The organism is Pedobacter frigidisoli (assembly GCF_032678525.1).
GTDB lineage: Bacteria > Bacteroidota > Bacteroidia > Sphingobacteriales > Sphingobacteriaceae > Pedobacter > Pedobacter frigidisoli_A.
In genome coordinates, this window is sequence record NZ_JAVTSE010000004.1 from 272,856 (window position 1) to 288,856 (window position 16,001).

A 16,001-nucleotide genomic window follows, 5' to 3' on the forward strand; every position below is an offset into this window, starting at 1 on the left:
GTTAAGTTATTATTAGTAAATTTTAAATATATATTATAAGTTTTTTTAACGGGATTTAATGTGGTGGTTTAGCCTCAAAAAACACCCTTAAAATTTTAGTTTCTAAAGCATTTAAAACACAATATTCGGAATTAAAAAGTGTAACCAATTCCAATGCCTAAAGTCAGCAACGAATCTTCACCGGTGAACAACAACAATCCTGTTCTATACATTAATCCTCCCTTTGGTTTTTGGTGCCTGAAACCTGCCCTCACAATGAGCGGCGTATTAACTGCTTCGTTTTTGAAATCATAATCGTAGCCATTGATGGTGAGTAGCTGACCGGAAAAACCACTAAGGGGTTTTAGTATTGTTACGCCCAAACCACCTTCAAAGAAATTTTTAGAAGTCTTGCTGCCGCTGATCAGTAAGTTCGCTTCAATCGGGACAATAATCACATTTTGAAGAGTAGAAAAACCAACTCTCGGAACAATTTTCAAGTGATTGTTTAATTGAAAAATCCTGTCGTAATTAATGGAATAAACGCCACCATTGCCAAGTAATTCGGCATAGATACTGTTTCGCTTTATCCCTGTGTCAGGAGATGAAGTTTCCTGGGCTGAACCGACGATGCTCAAGAGTAAAAAAAATGAGAGGAGTGTTAACTTCATGACTATATTTGGTTTTACTAGATTAGGATACTATCCGGTCACAAAGCTATTACAATCAACCATTTCATCACACTCAAATATTAAATTTTTTGAAAACTATATTAGTAACTGGCAGCAATGGTTTACTCGGACAGAAAATTACAGAGAAGATCGTTGCAGAGGGGAGCGCTAAACTTATTGCAACTTCTAAAGGTAAAAACCGCTTTCCCTCAGCGTTGGGGTATCAGTATGCTGAAATGGATATTCTTGATCCGGCTCAGGTAAAGGCTGTTATCGGCTATTATCAGCCTGATGCGGTCATTCATACCGCCGCAATGACCAATGTTGATACTGCTCAGGGCAATCAGGAAAGCTGTTATCAGTTAAATGTTTTGGCCGTTAATACACTAATATCGGTTTGCGAAGCTAACAATATACAGCTTATATACCTGAGTACAGATTTTGTATTCGATGGTGCCGCTGGCCCATATAAAGAAGATGATGAGGTCAATCCGCTTAGCTATTATGGGCAGTCAAAAGTATTAGCTGAACAGGCGCTTAGAAACTCTTCTATTCATTGGACAATCATCAGAACGATTCTCGTTTATGGAATCACAAACGATATGAGCAGGAGTAATATCGTGCTTTGGGCAAAAGGCGCTCTCGAAAAAAGACTCCCCATAAATGTGGTAAACGACCAGTTGCGGATGCCTACATTGGCCGAAGACCTGGCAGATGCGTGTCTGCTGGCTGTAGAAAAAAGTGCCAGAGGAATTTATCATATTTCGGGTAAAGATTACATGAGTATTGCTGATATTGTGCGAAAAGTTGCCGATTATTGGTCTCTCGATCATTCGATCGTTACAGAGGTTAGCTCGCAGACTTTAAATCAGTCTGCCAGACGACCTATGCGGACAGGCTTTGTACTGTATAAAGCGATTGCTGATATAGGCTATAGTCCGCATAGTTTCGAAGAAGGATTGCAAATACTGGATGAACAAATGAACAGCTGGCATTAAAGGCAGCATAACAAATAAAACAATTAAATAAAAATATATGTCACTACAAATTGGCGATCAGGCCCCGGATTTTAAATTATACAGTTCAGATTTAACTGAAGTTTCGTTATCTGCTTTCAAAGGCAAAAAAGTAATTATACACTTCTTTCCAATGGCCTTTACCGGAACATGCACGGAGCAGCTATGCACCATGCGTGATAATTTCAGTTATTACGAAGGGATCAATGCACAGGTTTTAGGAATTTCTGTCGATTCTCCATTTTCTTTGGCTAAATTTAAAGAGGTACAGAATTATCAGTTCCCACTTTTATCTGATTTCAATAAAGATGTATCTGAAGTTTATGATGCTTTATATCCAGAATTCGTGTTCGGATTAAAGGGGGTTTCTAAAAGAGCCGCTTTCGTAATCGATGAAGAAGGAAAAATAATTTATGCAGAAGTTTTAGAAGACGCAAAAGAATTGCCTGACTTCAAGCAAATTAACGAGGTTCTGGCTAATTAACCGGGAGACTGCAAAATAAAAACTGTTATTTTTTTTAAAATTTAATTGGAAAATTAAAACTCAGTTTATACCTTTGCAGTCCGTTAACGATACGGAAATGCATTTGTAGCTCAATTGGATAGAGCATCTCACTACGGATGAGAAGGTTTGGGGTTCGAATCCCTACAAGTGCACATCAAAAGGACTTCGATCGAAGTCCTTTTTTTATACCCACTGTTTTTAGTAACACTTACTTCGCAAAGTGATAAGCCTATCCCGCTTACCGGGAACATCAACCTGATTACCGGTTTTTTGAAAGCAGGTTTTTTTTAATCCTGCTCAGTGTTTCCGGAGCAATTCCCAGATAAGAAGCGATTAAGTTTTGTGGAATCCTTTCGGCCATTTGTGGGCTCGATTCCAGCAACTGCAGATAACGTTCTTCTGCACTATGCGTAATGGTGCTCATCAGCCGGCGTTCTTTCGTTACCAGGCTGTTCTGGTATAAAATTCTAAAATAGCGATCCATAACCGGTATTGCCAGTGTGAGTGCCTCATAATCATTTCTCGAAAGCATCAGCAATTCTGAATCCTCTATGGCATCAATGTTAAAAACTGCTGGCTGGCCGGTAAGAAAACTATTGAAATCTGACAGCCACCATCCTTCCCAACCAAAAATACTCATGTGTTCGCTGCCCTTCTCACCGATGTTGTAGGTTCTGAGCAAGCCTTTCGCCACAAAAACGAGATTTTTGCAAATCTCACCTTCCTGCAAAAGGTATTGTCTTTTTCTCAGTTTCTTGGGCGAAAAGAAGCCGGCTATCAGCACCTTGTCTTCGTTGCTGAGGGAAACTTTTTCTTCAATGTGACTGAAGAGTACGTTGATCATTTTTGAAATGTTTTTATGCAAATATTGCAAATATAAGTTTTCATTCAGCTAATAGGCGATTGATCCATATCATCTGTATTTGTTGACGCAGGTCAAGTGCAGGCTGCATCAGCAGCGCTATTTTTGTATACAAATTTAAACAAGGCAACTGGCTCCGGCCAAATTGGCAATAAGTGAAATAGTATGGATAAAATAGCATTAGTAGTAGGTGCAAGTGGCATTGCAGGAAGTAACCTGGCCATAAAACTCATTTCTCAGGGATGGAATACCTATGGTTTAGCGCGTACACCAAATCTGGAAATCGAGGGACTGAAACCTGTATCCGCTGATCTCCTGGATCCTGAAGGCTTAAGAAATAGCCTGGCGGATATCAAACCCACACATGTATACATCACCACCTGGATGCGCAATGATACTGAGGCAGAAAACATCAGGGTTAACAGCCTGATGGTCCGTAATCTGCTCGAGGTATTGTCAGCGCACCAATCGGTACAGCATGTGGCATTGGTAACCGGACTGAAACATTATTTAGGCCCTTTTGAAGCCTATGCTCAGGATGGTTTTCTTCCGGAAACACCTTTGAGAGAGGAACACCCAAGATTAGAAATTGAAAACTTCTATTACGCACAGGAAGATGAAGTGTATGCCGCTGCTGCACGTGATGGATTTACCTGGAGTATTCACAGGCCACACACTGTAATTGGCCAGGCCGTTGGTAATGCCATGAATCTCGGTACCACGCTGGCTGTTTATGCAACCATTTGTAGAGAAACAGGGCGACAGTTCAGGTGGCCGGGCTCTTCAGCACAATGGAATGGCCTGTCAGATGTAACCGACGTCAATGTGCTTGCAGATCAACTGATCTGGGCTTCAACTACAGACAAAGCAAAAAATGAAGCGTTTAATGTAGTAAATGGCGATGTGTTCCGCTGGAGCAGGCTATGGAATAAGCTGGCCGCATATTTCGGTGTAACGCCGGTTGGTTTCGAAGGTACCATTAAACCGCTCGAAACAGAAATGGCCAATGATGGTGAAATCTGGCAAAGCATTGCACGCAAATACAATCTCAAAGAAACAGAATTAAAACGACTGGCCTCTGCATGGCATACCGACCTTGATCTGGGTAGACCCATAGAAGTGATGACCGACATGTCGAAAAGCAGAAAGCTTGGATTCCTGGTTTTCAAGGATACAGAAGAAGCATTTTATCAGCTGTTCGATCAGTTACGTGAATCAAATTTAATACCTTAATCAAACACGAAAAGAGAATCAGTTTATGATTCTCTTTTCTTTAATACTGCCTGGTTTTTCAAATTAATTGTCAATTATAAAACTCATCTAAATTAATAATTATATATTTGCAGCCTTGAAAGGCAACACATTGTGTTATTTTCTATTTAGTTAAAGCCATAGGAATAAGGCTTTTTTAATTTTAAAGACAACCTAAACCACGTTAATGCTTAATTTAGTTCTCTTTGGCCCTCCAGGGGCGGGTAAAGGCACCCAATCTGAGAAACTGATCGAAAAATATCAGTTAGTACATGTTTCAACAGGCGATCTTTTTAGAGCACACGTTAAAGGAGAAACAGAATTAGGAAAAAAAGTTAGTCAACTGTTAGCTGATGGTGAATTGGTACCTGATGCCATTACAATCGCAATGCTTGAAGAAGAAGTGGATAAAAACCCGGAAGCAAAAGGATTTGTATTCGATGGTTTTCCACGTACTGTTCCTCAGGCAAAAGAACTTGATTTATTTTTAGAGCGTAAAGGCAGTAACATAGCCGGTGTAATTGCCTTGGATGTAGATCAGGATGAACTGACTAAACGCATCGCTGAACGTCACAAAGTAAGTGGCCGTCCGGATGATGATGCAGAAAAGTTGAAAAAACGTATTTCAGAATACTTTGATAAAACAATCCATGTATTGCCTTATTATGAGGAGCAAGGGAAGTTGAAAAAAGTGAATGGAATTGGTGAAATAGAAAAAGTTTATAGTGATCTTTGCGCTGTAATCGATCAATTCTAAATAATTGAATTTTTGTTTAATGGCGGAAAAGATTTAGATTTTTTTCCGCCATTTTTTATTTTATAATTAGGTAATATGTCTCAGGGTTCCAATTTCGTAGATTATGTAAAAATTTGTTGCCGTTCTGGCAAGGGAGGGGCAGGTTCTGCACATTTACACCGTGATATTTTAACATCTATGGGTGGACCTGATGGTGGTGATGGCGGTCGCGGCGGTCACATCATTGTGAAAGGCAGTATTCATATCTGGACATTATTACATTTAAAATACCGCAAGCACATTATTGCCCAGGATGGTGGCGCCGGAGGAAGTTCCCATAAATCGGGTAAGCAGGGAGAGGATGAAATTCTCGAAGTGCCACTAGGGACTATTGCCAAAGACGCCGAAACCGGTGAAGTTCTCTTTGAAATCACCAAAGATGGCGAAACCAAAGTCCTAACTGCCGGTGGTCGTGGCGGATTGGGGAATGCACACTTCAAAAATTCAGTGCAGCAAACCCCTCGTTTTGCACAGCCAGGAGAACCCGGTAAAGAAATCTGGAATATCCTTGAACTGAAAGTTCTAGCTGATGTGGGCTTGGTAGGATTTCCGAATGCAGGTAAATCTACCTTATTATCCGTGGTTTCTGCTGCCAAACCTGAAATTGCAGATTATCCGTTCACCACCATTGTACCCAATTTAGGCATTGTAAGTTACCGTGGAGGTAAATCTTTCGTAATGGCCGATATTCCCGGAATTATCGAAGGCGCTTCAAAAGGTAAAGGGTTAGGATATCGCTTTTTAAGACATATTGAACGTAATTCTGTATTGTTGTTTATGGTTCCCGCCGATACCAGCCGGAGCATAAAAGAGGAATATGAGATATTGAAACGGGAGTTGCAATCCTATAATCCCGAATTGATGCAGAAGCCTCATGTGCTGGCCATCACCAAGTCCGATATGCTTGATGAAGAATTGATGACTGAAATGAAACAGGATCTGCCTGCCGTTCCTTCAATTTTTATATCGTCGGTGGCGCAAAAAAATCTCTTAGAATTAAAAGACATGCTTTGGAAGGCTATTGAAGGATAGTGAGCTATTCTCAAGGATTAACTTCGTAAACGGTCTACTGCCAGTCCTATCCACTCCTTGAATAGCATTTCCCAGCCACCAAGCGCAGAGGCACTAGGTATAATGAAATCGGCAAAATCAATCTGATCCGGTCCGGCAAAGTTTGTTGGATAGTATTCGATTTTATGTTTTGATTGCCTGTCGAAAATGAGCTTCGCCCGCGGAATATGCCAGGCGCTGGTAATCACCAGTATTTTAGCCGCAGGTTTCACTTTTTCAATCAGACTGATACTGTTTCTTGCATTTTCTACGGTATTCCTGCTTTGATTTTCAACTAATAAAGCCGAATCAGGTATACCAATCAGTTTTAAGTAATTGATTACGAGATCGGCTTCTTTGACTTCGTTATCTAACAGGTTCGCATTACCGCTGGCCACTAATATTTTATCTATCTGTTTACTTTTAAAAAGCGAAACGGCCTGAAACAATCTGTCGCCCGCTCCCGAAAATGCAATCTTACCGTTTCGTTTGTTAAGCCCCGAGAAGCCTCCCAGCACAATGCCAACGTCGTAATGCTGTTTTTCAGGATAGCCCGCTTCATAGGCATTCATCACTGTCCCAAACAGCGCACCATTCGAACAAAGGGCCAGTAATCCAACAGCACAGCCAAGAATTTGTTGTCTATGTTTCTTCGCTAATGCTGCCCAGATTAAAAGTGTAAGTATCCAGATGATGGGTTTAATGAGAAACATTAAAATTTTAGACAGGATAAAAATCATTTAACGATATTATCCTGTAAAATTAAAAAAATGTTTCAATGTTAACCCTGACCTTCCTGAACCTGACCATTTTCATGTGCATGTTCCAGAATATCTTTAATATCTGATTTAGGTTTTTTCGCTACCTTATGTTTAAAATGAGGAATTTCCTGCTCTACAATACTCTCCTCAAAAGCTTCAACGCCAAAAACCTTCTCTCTTAAAAGGTTGTATTTGTCTTGAAAACCATATCCAAGATTCCTGGCGCCTTTTGCTATTTTCCCTCTTGTACCACTACCGCTGTCTGGCGCAAATAATACACTGATTACTGCACCTGCGGCTAGTCCTGCTACCAGGGCAAGCGCAACCTGAACGTTATTATCTGACTTCTGCGTTAAATATTTTCCGATTAACTTTCTGTACTTCATGATCTTGTATTTATAAGTGCAACAACCAGCAGGTTAGAAAGTTTTAATTTACATCGCGCTGATTTCAAAAAAAGATGGAGATGTTACCCGAAATGTAATGATAAACCGCAATATTTGGAGTACAAAAAAAGTATTGATAATGGTAAGAGCAACAATAAATAAAGAACACTATGCCTGTTCAGTTACAAATGGTTCACATGAAATTATTGTGGATGAACCGGTAGAACTGGGCGGTACACACAAAGGGTTTGCACCCAAGGGACTCTTAATGGCCTCTTTGGCATCATGTGTAGCCATCACCTTAAGGATGTACGCAGACCGCAAAGAATGGCCGGTCGATAAAATTGAAGTTGAGGTAAATATCGGTACAGAAAATAATGAAACTGTTTTTTTCGAAGAAATTACCTGTACAGGCCAGTTAACCGATGAACAAAAAGCACGATTGGAAGACATTGCTTCAAAATGCCCGGTGAGTAAAATTTTAACCGTCGGTCACGAAGTTCGGTCGAAGGTTTTGTAAAAGGTGTAAAACTCGTCTGTGCAATGCTGAAAAGCTTTAATATCTTTGTATTTATTCAGTTTTTTGCTGAAGCTAACATTATTTATGGCCACTGAAATTAAATGTCCGAACTGTTCCCATGTTTTTCCTATGGAAGAAGCCATGGCTGAAGATTATAAAAAAGAGCTGAGAGAAAAGGCTGCTGCCTATGCCAGGCAGAAGGACGAAGAGTATCAGCGCAAACTTCAGGTTTTTGAAGCAGATAAACATCAGCAACATAAAGCTTTTGAAGCCAGACTTGTTGAGGAAAAAAATAAGCTGAAAGGCGATTTAGAAGAGAATCTGCGTAAAAGTATCGCTTCAGATTATGAAAATAAACTGCAAATGCTCGAAGGCTCTGCCAAAGACAACGCAGAAAAGTTAAGGCTTGCCCGCGAAAAAGAATTACAGTTTTTAAAACGGGAAGAAAGTTTACTGTTAAAAGAACAGGAGCTTGAGCTGTCCATGCAACGTAAAATGCAGGAGCAACGGAATGAACTGGTAGAACAGATCCGAAAACAGGAAGCCGAGAAAAACAGCATAAAAGATACAGAACACCAGTTGCGTTTAAAGGAACTGGAAAAACAGCTCGATGACCAGAAAAAGCTGGCGGAGGAGATGAAGCGAAAAGCGGAGCAAGGCAGCATGCAGTTGCAGGGAGAGGTACAGGAGCTGATTCTGGAAGAACTGCTTCGTAGTAATTTTCCCTTTGACGTAATAGAAGAAGTAGGGAAGGGCGTTCGCGGGGCCGATTGTGTGCAGGTTGTACGCAATCAGTTTGGGCAGGAGTGCGGAAAAATCATTTACGAGAGCAAACGCACAAAAGACTTTGGCGGCGACTGGATTGAAAAACTCAAAAAAGACATGCGCAGCATGGGCGTTGATGTTGCTGTAATTGTTAGTCAGTGTTACCCTAAAGGCATGGATTGCTTTGGGCAGAAAGATGGCGTTTGGATTTGTTCTTTTGAAGAAGTAAACGCAGTTGCATACGTGTTGCGTGATGGTATTCTGCGTTTATCGACTGCCATGAAATCGCAGGAAAACCGCGGAGATAAAATGCACATGCTTTACGACTATTTAACAGGAGCAGAATTCTCCGAGCAATGGAAAGCCATCCGCGAGGGTTTTATGAGCATGAAACTGTCTATTCAGCGCGAACGCGATGCCATGGAGCGCCTTTGGAAAGCACGGGAGAAGCAGCTGGAAAAAGTTTTACTCAACGCCACCCATATCCGTGGCTCCATTGAGGGGATTGCCGGAAGCGACAGCATTCAGCTCAGTTTAACTGATGATGATGATGAAACTTTGCTCCTCGATTAATAATGATAGCTATAATAAAAGAATGATACATAAATTATATACAGTGAATACAAACAACAACAAAGCGGTTAACCTCCTCAAACTTCTGGCATTTATTTGCATTGTGTTAATTTCCGGGAACGTTTCCGGTCAGCAATTAAAATCACCGGATGCCAACCTGATCGCTAATTTTTCTTTAGCAGAAGGCGGTGTGCCAACGTACAGTTTGAAGTATAAAGGTAAAGATGTTATCAAAACCAGTAAGCTTGGTTTGGAGCTCAAAGATGGAAAAAATTTAACCAACGGTTTTACCATCAGCGATACTAAAACCACCGCTTTTAACGAAACCTGGAAACCGGTTTGGGGAGAAGTAAAGGAAATTGTAAACCATTACAATGAACTGGCGGTAACCCTTACACAAAAAGCAAGCAATCGCTATATCATTGTTCGTTTACGATTGTTCAACGACGGTTTAGGCTTCAGGTATGAATTTCCTGAGCAGAAAAACCTTGATTACTTCGTTATTAAAGAAGAAAAAACACAGTTTGCCTTAGCGGGCGATCATAAAGCATTCTGGTTGCCAGGGGATTATGATACGCAGGAATACAGCACTACAACTTCAAATTTATCTGAAGTGCGGGGTAAAATGAAAGATGCCGTAACGCCCAACGCATCGCAAACAACTTTTTCGCCAACAGGTTTGCAAACCCCTTTAATGATGAAAAGCAAAGATGGTTTGTATATCAATATTCACGAGGCTGCGCTGATCAACTATTCTTTAATGTCGCTAAACCTTGATGATAAAAATATGGTATTAGAATCCTGGTTAACACCCGATGCAATAGGGGATAAGGGTTACATGCAGGCGCCATGTTTGTCGCCCTGGAGAACTATCATCGTAAGCGATAAGGCTGGTGATATCTTAACGTCAAAGCTGACATACAATCTTAACGAACCTACCAGGTTTAAAGATGTATCGTGGATCAAACCAACAAAATATGTAGGGGTTTGGTGGGAAATGATTACCGGCAAAAGCACTTGGGCCTACAATGATTTAACCAGTGTTCAGTTAGGGGTAACTGATTATTCGAAAACAAAGCCAAATGGTAAGCACGCTGCCAATACTGCACATGTAAAAGAGTATATTGACTTTGCCGCCAAAAACGGACTGGATGCCGTTTTAGTTGAAGGCTGGAATGAAGGCTGGGAAGACTGGTTTGGCAAAACAAAAGATTATGTTTTTGATTTCGTAACGCCTTATCCTGATTTTGATGTGCAGGAATTACACCGCTACGCGGCGAGCAAAGGGATCAAGATGATCATGCACCACGAAACTTCTTCGTCGGTACGTAATTATGAGCGGCACCTGGATACGGCTTATAAGTTTATGAAAGCAAATGGTTATGATGCGGTTAAAAGCGGTTATGTAGGAAACATGATTCCCCGTGGCGAGCATCACTATGGCCAGTGGTTAAACAACCATTATTTGTATGCCATACAGAAAGCTGCTGAATATAAAATTATGGTGAACGCCCACGAAGCTGTTCGCCCAACAGGTTTGGCCCGCACCTACCCGAATTTAATAGGCAATGAATCTGCCCGTGGTACAGAATATGAGGCTTTTGGTGGCAACAATGCCGACCACACCACCATATTGCCTTTCACCAGGCTAATTGGCGGCCCGATGGACTATACCCCGGGTATCTTCGAAACCAGGGTGAGTGCTTACAATCCCGACAATAATTCTTTTGTGCACAGTACACTGGCGCGTCAGCTGGCCCTGTATGTTACGATGTACAGCCCTTTACAAATGGCTGCCGATTTACCAGAAACCTATAACAAGTACATGGATGCTTTTCAGTTCATCAAAGATGTTGCGGTGGATTGGGATGATACCAAAGTTTTAGAGGCAGAACCCGGCGATTACATCACTTTTGCCCGTAAAGCTAAAGGAAAAAATAACTGGTTTGTAGGCCGTACAAATGATGAAATTGCCCGAACCTCAAAAATTGATTTTAGCTTTTTAGATGCAGGGAAAAAATATACGGCAACCATTTATGCGGATGCGAAGGATGCGCACTACGAAACGAATCCCAAAGCCTATACCATCCGCAAAATGGAGGTGACCAGCAAAACAAAATTAGCGCTTAATTGTGCCCCTGGAGGAGGTTACGCGATCAGTATTATGGCAAAATAATCTGCGTAAATCACCTTAATCTGCGGGAGTAATTAAAATAGTTTTTACATATACCCCGCAGATTACGCTAATTACGCAGATCTCTGATATAAATAAAAAATCATTCAAGCAATGGTAAATGCTAAACTGTTTCAATAAAAATGATAATTTTTGCATATTGCTGTCAGCAAAATAATCTGCGTAAATCACCTTAATCTGCGGGAATTAACAATCATGGCAAAACCAAAAAATCATATCGAACTACAGTTCTTAAGCGAACCTTCCGATGTCAATTATGGGGGCAAGGTGCATGGCGGGATGATGATGAAATGGATTGATCAGGCAGCTTTTGCCTGTGCCCTGCAATGGAGCAACTCCTACTGTGTAACGATCTATGTCGGCGGGATCCGGTTTTTCAAACCCGTACATATCGGGCACCTTGTAAAAATGGAAGCACGCATCATTTATACCGGCAACACCAGTATGCACATCGCTGTAGATGCCTATTCCAAACCCTGTTGGCCAGTCAGAGTTTGTTAAAAATACCCATTGTATTATCGTATTTGTTGCCGTAGATGATAACGGACAGCCCAAAACCATCCCTGCGTTTAAGCCGAAAACGGAAAAAGAGCTCGCCATGCATGGCTATGCCATTAAGCTGATGGAGCTGCGCAAAAGCATCGACAAAGAAATGGAGCCCTATATCGTTTAAGCAAAAGGGGGGCAGCTCGATTCAGGCATATGCATCATCCTAAAACCTGATGAACTTTTCGATCTGTTCGTTTGTAAATTGAATAGTATCTTCTTTAATCAGGTTCCCACTCGCGTCCAGTTCAGTTTTAATGTTCGGAATGTGCAGGCGCAGCGGCAGAACATGTAAATGGATGTAATGGCAAACACCCGTAAAATGGTCAACTCCACGAATATTTCCGTACTTCCCGGAGGAAATACCCACAAGCGCCGCTTTTTTATCGTAAAAACTATCAGGGTAATTGCAGGCATCAATCAGCACTTTTAAAACCCCTGGATAGCTTCCGTTATACTCAGGCATTATAAAAAGGAATTTATCCGTTTCTGATATCATGTCCTGGATTTTCTGGAATGCTTCAGAGCGCTTACCGAACATATCTGTATTCAAAACATCTGCAGGCAGGTGCTCTAAGTTGAATACTCCCGCTTCCACTCCTTTATTTTTAAGCTGCTGCTGGTAATATTTAGCAATTTTTAGCGTATTGCTATTGGGTCTGTTGGTAGCGGCTACTATTGTTATCATTTGATAATTGTTAATAAGATGTTTAAAACGCAAATACCCTTATTGCTGATTTTGCCATTTAGTTTGTATCTTAGCTGATTGAGAAAAAGGGCGTAAACAGCGCAAAAATAGGACTTTTTGCCGATAAAAAGGCATAAACCAACAACGCCCGTATAAACGTTAAGTAAATTTCGGATAGATAGATGAGCAAAATAATTGCATTAGCAAATCAAAAAGGTGGTGTTGGTAAAACAACCTCATCTATAAACCTGGCTGCGAGTTTAGCCGTATTAGAATACAAAACTTTACTGGTAGATGCTGATCCTCAGGCTAATTCAACTTCAGGCATCGGCTTCGATCCCCGGAATATCAAAGATAGTATTTATGAATGTATCATCAATGATATCGATCCCTTACAGGCCATTCAGAAAACAGATACCCCAAATCTGGATCTACTGCCTGCACACATTGATTTAGTTGGGGCAGAAATCGAGATGATCAACCTCAATAACCGTGAATATAAAATGAAAGCGGTTTTAGAAAAGATCAAAGACCAGTACGATTTCATTATCATCGATTGTTCTCCATCACTGGGCTTAATTACTATTAATGCCTTAACTGCAGCCGATTCTGTTATCATCCCTGTTCAATGCGAGTATTTCGCTCTGGAAGGATTAGGCAAGTTGTTAAACACCATTAAAATTGTTCAGAACCGTTTAAATCCTGAACTGGAAATAGAGGGTATTTTGTTAACCATGTATGATGTGCGTTTGCGCTTATCTAACCAGGTAGTTGAAGAGGTAAAAACCCATTTTCACGATTTGGTTTTCGAAACCATCATTCAGCGTAATACCCGCTTAAGTGAAGCGCCAAGCTATGGCGTTTCGGTAATTATGCACGATGCAAACTGCAAGGGAGCCATCAATTATCTCAATCTCGCGCGCGAAATCGTTAAGAAAAACGGCTTGTTGAGAGAAGAAGAAAATATAGGAACAGCAACATTATAATTTATAGATGACATCTTTTCAGCGGAAAACAGGTTTAGGTAGAGGTTTAAGTGCGCTTTTAGATGATAGCGAATCTACTCATCCACCAAAGCAAACTGTAAATGCAGTGAGCGAAACCGAGCAGATTGGTAATATCAGTCATGTAAGTTTAAATGAGGTTGAAACCAATCCATATCAGCCAAGAACAGAGTTTGACCAGGTCGCTTTAAATGAGCTGGCCGATTCAATCAAAGTTCAGGGGCTTATCCAACCCATCACAGTTAGAAAACTGGGTGCCAATAAATATCAGTTAATATCAGGCGAACGCAGGTTCAGGGCCTCAAGACTGGCCGGTTTAACTCAGGTGCCAGCTTATATCCGCAGTGCGAATGATCAGCAAATGCTGGAAATGGCGCTGATTGAGAACATTCAGCGCGAAAACCTGAATGCGATTGAGGTAGCCTTAAGTTTTCAACGGATGATTGATGAGGTGGGCTTAAAACAAGAACAACTTGGAGAACGCGTTGGCAAAAACAGAACAACCGTAACCAACTACCTTCGATTGTTAAAACTTCCGCCTGCGATTCAGGCATCCATCCGCGATCAGCGGATTTCAATGGGACATGCCCGTGCGTTGATCAACGTGGATGGGGTAGACAAACAATTGTTTATTCACCAGGAAATCCTGGAGAAAGGTTTATCCGTACGGAAAGTGGAAGAACTTGTCCGCAACTTACAACATGCACCTGTCAAAACCGATGATAAACCGAAGTCTGCCGGAGTTTCTTTCCAATATCAGAAACTTCAGGACGATTTAGCTTCTAAATTCGCTACCCGCGTAAAGCTAAAAGTAACGCAGAATGGCAAAGGCGCAATTGAAATTCCTTTTATGAGTGATGATGACCTGAACAGGATTTTAGAGCTATTGGATTGGTAATGCAGAGGATTAAGCTTTTAGTACTGGTTTCGTTATTTACATGTATTGGTGTAAATCTGGCATCTGCTCAGGTAAAGGATACTGTATTGAAAAGCGCAGATACCACTAGGTTAAAGCGTAACTCTTCTTCGGAGATTGCTAAACCGGCAAAACCAATGTCACGCCAGGATTCAATGAAGGCAAAGTACGTCAATCCGGGTAAGGTTGCCGGAAGAAAGGCTGTTTTCAGATCCATGGTCATTCCCGGCTGGGGGCAGTTGTACAACATTCAGATTCTGAATGATGGTTACGGAACCAGGGCTGGTAAAAGTCAGTTCTGGCAGAAGGTGTACACCGGCGGGAAAATCGCTGCGATTTATGGAGGCGCAACTGTTTTAACCTTATCGTATATTCAGAACCGTAAGGATTACAAAATGTATTTGCAGGAAGCACAGGCCAGGGAAAAAAAAGCAGCAGGTGGCGATGATGAAACCAATCCTTCACTCGCCGGATTTTCCAGCGCCGGTATTCTATCTGCCAAAAGCACCACTAAGCGGAACTCACAGATTGTACTATTTTCTTACGGATTGCTATATGCAGCCAATATTATTGATGCCTATGTTTCTGCACGTTTGCATTATTTTAATATCGATGATAACCTCACCTTCAGGGTGATGCCATCAATGATCAATTCTAACAGTATGTATGGTTTTAATGCTACACCTGCTTTAAAACTTTCCTTAACATTTTAATATTATGAAAATTGCGCTTTTAGGTTATGGCAAAATGGGGCAGATTATTGAGAAATTTGCACTTGAACGCGGCCATGAAATCGTTTTAAAAATATCAATCGATAACCAGGAAGAGTTGACCAGGCAAAACTTAAAGGCTGCCGATGTGGCCATCGATTTTAGTACCCCGGATTCTGTTTTAAGTAATATCGATGCTTGTTTTGATGCCAATGTTCCCGTTGTTGTAGGTACAACCGGCTGGTATGGAAAACTTCAGGAGGTGAAGAATGACTGCGATAGCAGTAACAATACCCTGCTTTACGGGTCTAACTTCAGTATTGGCGTTAATTTATTCTTCAAACTGAACCAGACACTGGCGAAGCTGATGAATAACTATCCGGCGTATGAGGTACAGGTAGAAGAAATTCACCACACCCAAAAGCTCGATTCGCCAAGTGGTACAGCAATTACGCTGGCCGAAGGCATACTCGATAACGTGGAGCGTAAATCGGAATGGTTAAATGAAGAGGTTGGCAAAGATGTAGAGGTGTTCCCGAAAACAGACCAGCTGCTGATCGAATCGCATAGGATTGAGAACATCCCGGGTACGCATACCGTAATTTACAGCAGCGAAGTGGATGATATTGAAATTAAGCATACTGCACACAGCAGGGCCGGATTTGCATTAGGCGCAGTAGTTGCCGCAGAATGGGTGAAAGACAAAAAAGGATTTTTCAGTATTACTGATATATTTGAATAAGAAGGATATTCATTACCCGTTAACTGGTTAACAAATATACCAGTTAACCATAACATACAGATAATA

At 41.2% G+C, this 16,001-nt stretch carries 19 protein-coding genes and 1 tRNA gene; 15 read left to right on the forward strand and 5 right to left on the reverse strand.

Annotated features, from left to right (window positions below):
- Positions 1-131 precede the first annotated feature (131 nt).
- The gene (locus tag R2Q80_RS13085) at positions 132-650 is read right to left on the reverse strand and encodes a hypothetical protein (RefSeq protein ID WP_316800028.1); all 519 of its coding nucleotides are present in this window, start codon (positions 648-650) and stop codon (positions 132-134) included.
- Between the two features lie 89 nt (positions 651-739).
- Between R2Q80_RS13085 and R2Q80_RS13090 the strand changes: the two genes are divergently transcribed.
- The 3 genes from R2Q80_RS13090 to R2Q80_RS13100 all read left to right on the forward strand — a co-directional run bounded on the left by R2Q80_RS13090 (position 740) and on the right by R2Q80_RS13100 (position 2,323).
- Positions 740-1,648, forward strand: coding sequence for an NAD(P)-dependent oxidoreductase (locus tag R2Q80_RS13090; RefSeq protein WP_316800029.1), 909 nt, complete (start codon positions 740-742; stop codon positions 1,646-1,648).
- 37 nt (positions 1,649-1,685) lie between these two features.
- Positions 1,686-2,150 carry a redoxin domain-containing protein gene (locus R2Q80_RS13095; protein ID WP_047798627.1) on the forward strand — a complete coding sequence of 155 codons (465 nt, stop codon included), beginning with the start codon at positions 1,686-1,688 and terminating at the stop codon, positions 2,148-2,150.
- Positions 2,151-2,249: 99 nt separating this feature from the next.
- Positions 2,250-2,323, forward strand: a tRNA-Arg gene (locus R2Q80_RS13100).
- A gap of 107 nt (positions 2,324-2,430) precedes the next feature.
- On the opposite strand, the gene R2Q80_RS13105 is transcribed toward R2Q80_RS13100, so the two are convergent.
- The gene (locus tag R2Q80_RS13105; RefSeq protein WP_316800030.1) at positions 2,431-3,015 is read right to left on the reverse strand and encodes a Crp/Fnr family transcriptional regulator; all 585 of its coding nucleotides are present in this window, start codon (positions 3,013-3,015) and stop codon (positions 2,431-2,433) included.
- A 183-nt stretch (positions 3,016-3,198) separates the two neighbouring features.
- Here R2Q80_RS13105 and R2Q80_RS13110 point away from each other — a divergent pair, with 183 nt between their 5' ends.
- The 3 genes from R2Q80_RS13110 (at position 3,199) to obgE (ending at position 6,112) form a co-directional block, all read left to right on the forward strand.
- Positions 3,199-4,266 carry an SDR family oxidoreductase gene (locus tag R2Q80_RS13110; RefSeq protein ID WP_316800031.1) on the forward strand — a complete coding sequence of 356 codons (1,068 nt, stop codon included), beginning with the start codon at positions 3,199-3,201 and terminating at the stop codon, positions 4,264-4,266.
- A gap of 205 nt (positions 4,267-4,471) precedes the next feature.
- On the forward strand, positions 4,472-5,041 hold the full coding sequence (locus R2Q80_RS13115; RefSeq protein ID WP_047798619.1) for an adenylate kinase: 570 nt from the start codon (positions 4,472-4,474) through the stop codon (positions 5,039-5,041).
- Between the two features lie 75 nt (positions 5,042-5,116).
- Positions 5,117-6,112, forward strand: a complete 996-nt coding sequence (gene obgE / locus R2Q80_RS13120; protein ID WP_047798618.1) for a GTPase ObgE — start codon at positions 5,117-5,119, stop codon at positions 6,110-6,112.
- Positions 6,113-6,129: 17 nt separating this feature from the next.
- On the opposite strand, the gene R2Q80_RS13125 is transcribed toward obgE, so the two are convergent.
- Together R2Q80_RS13125 and R2Q80_RS13130 are read right to left on the reverse strand one after the other, a co-directional pair.
- Positions 6,130-6,843 (reverse strand): YdcF family protein, encoded by a 714-nt coding sequence (locus R2Q80_RS13125; protein WP_316800032.1) that lies wholly within the window; start codon positions 6,841-6,843, stop codon positions 6,130-6,132.
- 68 nt (positions 6,844-6,911) lie between these two features.
- On the reverse strand, positions 6,912-7,277 hold the full coding sequence (locus R2Q80_RS13130) for a YtxH domain-containing protein (RefSeq protein WP_316800033.1): 366 nt from the start codon (positions 7,275-7,277) through the stop codon (positions 6,912-6,914).
- Between the two features lie 139 nt (positions 7,278-7,416).
- Here R2Q80_RS13130 and R2Q80_RS13135 point away from each other — a divergent pair, with 139 nt between their 5' ends.
- The 5 genes from R2Q80_RS13135 to R2Q80_RS13155 all read left to right on the forward strand — a co-directional run bounded on the left by R2Q80_RS13135 (position 7,417) and on the right by R2Q80_RS13155 (position 12,002).
- Positions 7,417-7,797, forward strand: coding sequence for an OsmC family protein (locus R2Q80_RS13135; protein ID WP_316800034.1), 381 nt, complete (start codon positions 7,417-7,419; stop codon positions 7,795-7,797).
- 84 nt (positions 7,798-7,881) lie between these two features.
- Positions 7,882-9,135 carry a DUF2130 domain-containing protein gene (locus R2Q80_RS13140; protein ID WP_316800035.1) on the forward strand — a complete coding sequence of 418 codons (1,254 nt, stop codon included), beginning with the start codon at positions 7,882-7,884 and terminating at the stop codon, positions 9,133-9,135.
- Between the two features lie 22 nt (positions 9,136-9,157).
- A complete protein-coding gene (locus R2Q80_RS13145) occupies positions 9,158-11,311 on the forward strand; it encodes a glycoside hydrolase family 97 protein (RefSeq protein ID WP_316800036.1) in 2,154 nt (717 codons plus the stop codon).
- Between the two features lie 213 nt (positions 11,312-11,524).
- Positions 11,525-11,830: an acyl-CoA thioesterase gene (locus R2Q80_RS13150; RefSeq protein WP_316800037.1), complete on the forward strand. Its 306-nt coding sequence runs from the start codon at positions 11,525-11,527 to the stop codon at positions 11,828-11,830.
- On the forward strand, positions 11,790-12,002 hold the full coding sequence (locus R2Q80_RS13155) for a hypothetical protein (protein ID WP_316800038.1): 213 nt from the start codon (positions 11,790-11,792) through the stop codon (positions 12,000-12,002). The genes R2Q80_RS13150 and R2Q80_RS13155 overlap by 41 nt, the downstream gene beginning before the upstream one ends.
- Positions 12,003-12,041: 39 nt before the next feature.
- Here R2Q80_RS13155 and R2Q80_RS13160 read toward each other — a convergent pair whose 3' ends face one another.
- Positions 12,042-12,563: an NAD(P)H-dependent oxidoreductase gene (locus R2Q80_RS13160; protein ID WP_316800039.1), complete on the reverse strand. Its 522-nt coding sequence runs from the start codon at positions 12,561-12,563 to the stop codon at positions 12,042-12,044.
- Positions 12,564-12,745: 182 nt separating this feature from the next.
- Between R2Q80_RS13160 and R2Q80_RS13165 the strand changes: the two genes are divergently transcribed.
- Genes R2Q80_RS13165 through dapB form a run of 4 tightly spaced genes read left to right on the forward strand, consistent with a single transcriptional unit; the run spans position 12,746 to position 15,935 of the window.
- Positions 12,746-13,549, forward strand: coding sequence for an AAA family ATPase (locus R2Q80_RS13165; protein ID WP_316800040.1), 804 nt, complete (start codon positions 12,746-12,748; stop codon positions 13,547-13,549).
- Positions 13,550-13,556: 7 nt separating this feature from the next.
- A complete protein-coding gene (locus R2Q80_RS13170) occupies positions 13,557-14,465 on the forward strand; it encodes a ParB/RepB/Spo0J family partition protein (protein ID WP_316800041.1) in 909 nt (302 codons plus the stop codon).
- Positions 14,465-15,196, forward strand: a complete 732-nt coding sequence (locus R2Q80_RS13175; RefSeq protein WP_316800042.1) for a DUF5683 domain-containing protein — start codon at positions 14,465-14,467, stop codon at positions 15,194-15,196. Before R2Q80_RS13170 ends, R2Q80_RS13175 begins: the two co-directional genes overlap by 1 nt.
- 4 nt (positions 15,197-15,200) lie before the next feature.
- Entirely contained in the window at positions 15,201-15,935 is a 735-nt protein-coding gene (dapB, locus tag R2Q80_RS13180) for a 4-hydroxy-tetrahydrodipicolinate reductase (RefSeq protein ID WP_316800043.1), read from the forward strand.
- Positions 15,936-16,001: the final 66 nt, after the last annotated feature.

What these genes read in the sequence shown, in the direction of transcription:
- R2Q80_RS13150 (WP_316800037.1), top strand. Translation starts at nt 11,525, where the DNA reads ATGGCAAAACCAAAAAATCATATCGAACTACAGTTCTTAAGCGAACCT.
- R2Q80_RS13170 (WP_316800041.1), top strand. Translation starts at nt 13,557, where the DNA reads ATGACATCTTTTCAGCGGAAAACAGGTTTAGGTAGAGGTTTAAGTGCG.
- dapB (WP_316800043.1), top strand. Translation starts at nt 15,201, where the DNA reads ATGAAAATTGCGCTTTTAGGTTATGGCAAAATGGGGCAGATTATTGAG.
- R2Q80_RS13155 (WP_316800038.1), top strand. Translation starts at nt 11,790, where the DNA reads ATGCCTATTCCAAACCCTGTTGGCCAGTCAGAGTTTGTTAAAAATACC.
- R2Q80_RS13145 (WP_316800036.1), top strand. Translation starts at nt 9,158, where the DNA reads ATGATACATAAATTATATACAGTGAATACAAACAACAACAAAGCGGTT.
- R2Q80_RS13105 (WP_316800030.1), bottom strand. Translation starts at nt 3,015, where the DNA reads ATGATCAACGTACTCTTCAGTCACATTGAAGAAAAAGTTTCCCTCAGC.
- obgE (WP_047798618.1), top strand. Translation starts at nt 5,117, where the DNA reads ATGTCTCAGGGTTCCAATTTCGTAGATTATGTAAAAATTTGTTGCCGT.
- R2Q80_RS13095 (WP_047798627.1), top strand. Translation starts at nt 1,686, where the DNA reads ATGTCACTACAAATTGGCGATCAGGCCCCGGATTTTAAATTATACAGT.
- R2Q80_RS13115 (WP_047798619.1), top strand. Translation starts at nt 4,472, where the DNA reads ATGCTTAATTTAGTTCTCTTTGGCCCTCCAGGGGCGGGTAAAGGCACC.
- R2Q80_RS13160 (WP_316800039.1), bottom strand. Translation starts at nt 12,563, where the DNA reads ATGATAACAATAGTAGCCGCTACCAACAGACCCAATAGCAATACGCTA.
- R2Q80_RS13140 (WP_316800035.1), top strand. Translation starts at nt 7,882, where the DNA reads ATGGCCACTGAAATTAAATGTCCGAACTGTTCCCATGTTTTTCCTATG.
- R2Q80_RS13135 (WP_316800034.1), top strand. Translation starts at nt 7,417, where the DNA reads ATGGTAAGAGCAACAATAAATAAAGAACACTATGCCTGTTCAGTTACA.
- R2Q80_RS13130 (WP_316800033.1), bottom strand. Translation starts at nt 7,277, where the DNA reads ATGAAGTACAGAAAGTTAATCGGAAAATATTTAACGCAGAAGTCAGAT.
- R2Q80_RS13110 (WP_316800031.1), top strand. Translation starts at nt 3,199, where the DNA reads ATGGATAAAATAGCATTAGTAGTAGGTGCAAGTGGCATTGCAGGAAGT.
- R2Q80_RS13125 (WP_316800032.1), bottom strand. Translation starts at nt 6,843, where the DNA reads ATGTTTCTCATTAAACCCATCATCTGGATACTTACACTTTTAATCTGG.
- R2Q80_RS13085 (WP_316800028.1), bottom strand. Translation starts at nt 650, where the DNA reads ATGAAGTTAACACTCCTCTCATTTTTTTTACTCTTGAGCATCGTCGGT.
- R2Q80_RS13175 (WP_316800042.1), top strand. Translation starts at nt 14,465, where the DNA reads ATGCAGAGGATTAAGCTTTTAGTACTGGTTTCGTTATTTACATGTATT.
- R2Q80_RS13165 (WP_316800040.1), top strand. Translation starts at nt 12,746, where the DNA reads ATGAGCAAAATAATTGCATTAGCAAATCAAAAAGGTGGTGTTGGTAAA.